The organism is Actinophytocola sp. (genome assembly GCF_036002505.1).
GTDB lineage: Bacteria > Actinomycetota > Actinomycetes > Mycobacteriales > Pseudonocardiaceae > DASYTH01.
The window spans coordinates 1-3,084 of sequence record NZ_DASYTH010000065.1 but is presented as its reverse complement, the minus strand read 5'-3'; the positions used below and the strand labels follow the sequence as shown (position 1 = coordinate 3,084).

Below are 3,084 nucleotides of genomic sequence, written 5' to 3'. Positions count from 1 at the left end.
TCGCTGCGACGAGCTCAACCATCAGATCAACGCGCTCGAGGCCGAGCTGCGGCACCTGGTCCAGGCGATCGCTTCCTCGCTGCTGGCCATCCCCGGCTGCGGGGTGCTATCGGCCGCGGTGATCATCGGGGAGACCGCCGGAGTGCACCGGTTCCGGAACATGGATGCCTTCGCCCGTTTCACCGGCACCGCACCAGTCCCGGTATGGTCCGGCGCCAGCGCCGGCAAGGTCCGACTCAACCGGGGCGGCAACCGGTCAATGAACTGCGCCCTGCACATGATCGCCGTCACCCAGGCTCGCGGCATTGGCCCCGGCCACGCCTACCTCGCCAAACAAGCGGCCCGCGGCAAGGACACGACCGCCGCCCTTCGGCTGCTGCGCCGACGCCTCTCCGACGCCGTCTTCAGCGCCATGCGCGCCGACCAGCGCACCGCCTCACCGAACCCAACCGAGACCGTCATAGCCGCCTGACACCCGCGGCGCTTGACATAGGACTCCTAGTGGCCGCGGCGCAGGTTCTGCCGAAGGCGTGTCCGGCGGCGAGGATCCGGAGCCCGGTCATGGTCTTGATTCCACGCATCGCACGCAGCCGACGTTCCGGCTGCGCATGGTCGGCCTCGACCCGGTTGGTCGCGTATCGCCCGACGTGGTGCCAGGCCGCCGGCCACAGCGCATCCAGGACTCGCGGGCAGGTGGGCGCCCGGTCGGTGACGACCTCCACCGGCGCCACACCGGTGGCGATCCTCGCCTTGTGAAAGAACCGGCGAGCCGCCCCCGCATCCCGGCGAGTCGACGCGTACACGTCGATGACCTGCCCGTGCTGGTCGACCGCCCGGTAGAGGTAGACCCAGCGGCCGGCGACCTTCACGTAGGTCTCGTCCACCTGCCAGCGGTCGCCGACCCGGTGCCCGGCCGAACCGGGCCGCGTCAGCCAGCAGCGGGGTAATCGCTGTACCGCCGGTGCACGGTGACGTGATCCACCTCGATGCCACGCTCGGCCGGTAGCTCCTCGACGTCGCGGTAGGACAGCCCGAACCGCAGATACCAGCGCACCGCCAGCACGATGACCTCCGGTGGGAACCGAAACCCCGCAAACGCCGAGCGTGGAGGAGCGGGACGGCGAGTCGGCCGGTTCAGCTGCACGCGGCCGGACCTTGCCTAGACCGTGTCGACCTCGCTGACCACAACCGGCACGTTCCCGGTGCGCCACGGGCAGACCACGGCCAGCCTGACGGTGGGTCCGCCCAGCCCCGGGGACTTCAGCTGCCCGTCCGGGCAGAGCCTGTTCCTGCAAGAGGTGACCTACTCGGGCACCTTCGTCTCAGATGAGACCGGAAACACGCTCCAGGCCACCCCGGACCCGATCTCATCAGGTCCGATCCACCTCAAGGTCTGACCCTGGGCTCGTAACACCACCCATCCCATCCAGAGGGCGCGGGGACGCACGGGAAGGCGTCCCCGCGCCCTCTCAGCAGCGGGACCACCCCGGGCTCCGACTCCCACCCGAGCGCACCAACTATCCGCACATCCAGCGGCCAGGACGGGTCGCGCACCGGGGAAGCCACACCCAGCCACCGGGGTGACGACGTGATCGCAGATCACATAGCCCATACCGAACTGGCGATCGGTTTGTGCGTCGGTAGGTCGAAGGTGGCTGTCTCGGGTGGGCGCGTGTTGCTGAGGATCCAGGAGACCAGGGCTTGGCCGGTGGCGGCGGCCATCAGGACGCCTGTGGTGAAATGTCCGGCGCTGAGCCAGCCGTTGGTAGTGCCGGGGAGCTGGTCGATGACCGGGTGCCGGCCGTCGATGACGGGTCGGAAGCAGCACCACCGGTGGGTGAGCGGCGCGTGGCGTGTTGCGGGCAGGAGCCGGTGCAGACCTGCCACCAGGCCCGCAACGATCTCGGGCCGCGGCTCGGGGGAGGTGTCGCCGTGGTCGAGGGTCCCGCCGCTAAGGATGCCCCCTGCGGGCAGCGGGGATACGCCGCCTTGGTCGCTGCTAACGACGCTGTTCAACTGCCAGGGCCCGGGCGCGGTGGCGAGCAGGTGTCCCTTGACCCATCGCTGGCGTACCGGCTGCGACCACGGCGGCGGGATCAGCCCGGTGGCCACGACCAGCGCGCCTGGCTGAAAGTCACCGGCGCTGGTGTGCACCGCCGTGATCCGGTCACCGCGCACGCGGACACCGGTCGCCTCGACGCCGCTCGCCACGATGCCGGCGCGACCGGCCAGGGCGGCGGCCAGTCGTTGCGGGTTGACCGCGCCCTGTCCCCCGACCAGCAGCGCGGTGCAGCCCTCGGACAGCGCTAGGTCGGGCTCCAGCACACGGATGCCCGCGCCGTCGAGCAGCTCAAACTGCGGTCCCACCGGCAGTGCGGGTGGCCCGCCGGCCGCGGGGAACATCTGCAGCCAGCGTGTGGTGCGCAGCCCGATCGCGCCGTTCCACTGCGCGTCGAGACGCCGGTACAGGGCCAGACTGGCGCGACCGAACGCGACGAACTCAGCCGAGTCGGTCAGCGCGTGCATGTCCGGGGCGATCGCGCCGCCGTTGCCACCGGACGCCGCCGAGGCCAGCCGCTCGGCCCGCTCGATCACCACCACACTGCCCAGGCCAGCGATCCGACAAGCGACCGCCGTCGCCAGGCCGATCACCCCACCGCCGACCACCAGCACGTCCGGCCGTCGGTTGAGCTCCTGCGGCAGCCCGGGGTGAAGCGCGGCACGCTCCGCAGCGCTCAGCTCTTGCTCCCACACCGCTGCGCGCGTCACGGCGCCATCCTCGGGCAGGCGCACCGGCCGACCAACGCCCGACCCCCCGCCGCGGTTCCATCAAGAAGCGCACTCTCCAGCCGCCGACAGGTTAAGCGGACGTGCCGATGAGCGCACGGTGCGCTCGAGTGGCCGCTGGCTGCATCGTGTCGCGGGCAGGGTCGAAGACGACGATGACCGCTCGTATCAGGAGCCCCGGCTGGCTCATCTGGACGACGGGCTGAACCCGTGGGGCGCGGGCGAGGTGCTCTACCTCGATCCCGACGGTCCACTCGCGTATCACGTTCGGCCGCAGAATCGCTGAACAAGATCGCC

At 70.8% G+C, this 3,084-nt stretch carries 3 protein-coding genes and 1 pseudogene; 2 read left to right on the top strand and 2 right to left on the bottom strand.

Going from position 1 to position 3,084, the window contains the following annotated elements; translation table 11 throughout:
- On the top strand, positions 1-472 hold a 472-nt coding region (locus tag VGR06_RS04965), incomplete at its 5' end, for an IS110 family transposase (RefSeq protein WP_327557754.1).
- 29 nt (positions 473-501) lie between these two features.
- Here the strand turns inward: VGR06_RS04965 and VGR06_RS04960 are convergent.
- A pseudogene (locus tag VGR06_RS04960) lies at positions 502-1,138 on the bottom strand (IS6 family transposase); the annotation flags it as partial.
- Positions 1,139-1,166: 28 nt separating this feature from the next.
- Between VGR06_RS04960 and VGR06_RS04955 the strand changes: the two are divergent.
- Complete coding sequence (locus VGR06_RS04955) at positions 1,167-1,397, top strand: hypothetical protein (RefSeq protein WP_327557753.1); 231 nt, start codon at positions 1,167-1,169, stop codon at positions 1,395-1,397.
- 202 nt (positions 1,398-1,599) lie between these two features.
- Here the strand turns inward: VGR06_RS04955 and VGR06_RS04950 are convergent, their stop codons facing one another.
- Positions 1,600-2,769, bottom strand: coding sequence for an FAD-binding oxidoreductase (locus VGR06_RS04950; protein ID WP_327557752.1), 1,170 nt, complete (start codon positions 2,767-2,769; stop codon positions 1,600-1,602).
- Positions 2,770-3,084: the final 315 nt, after the last annotated feature.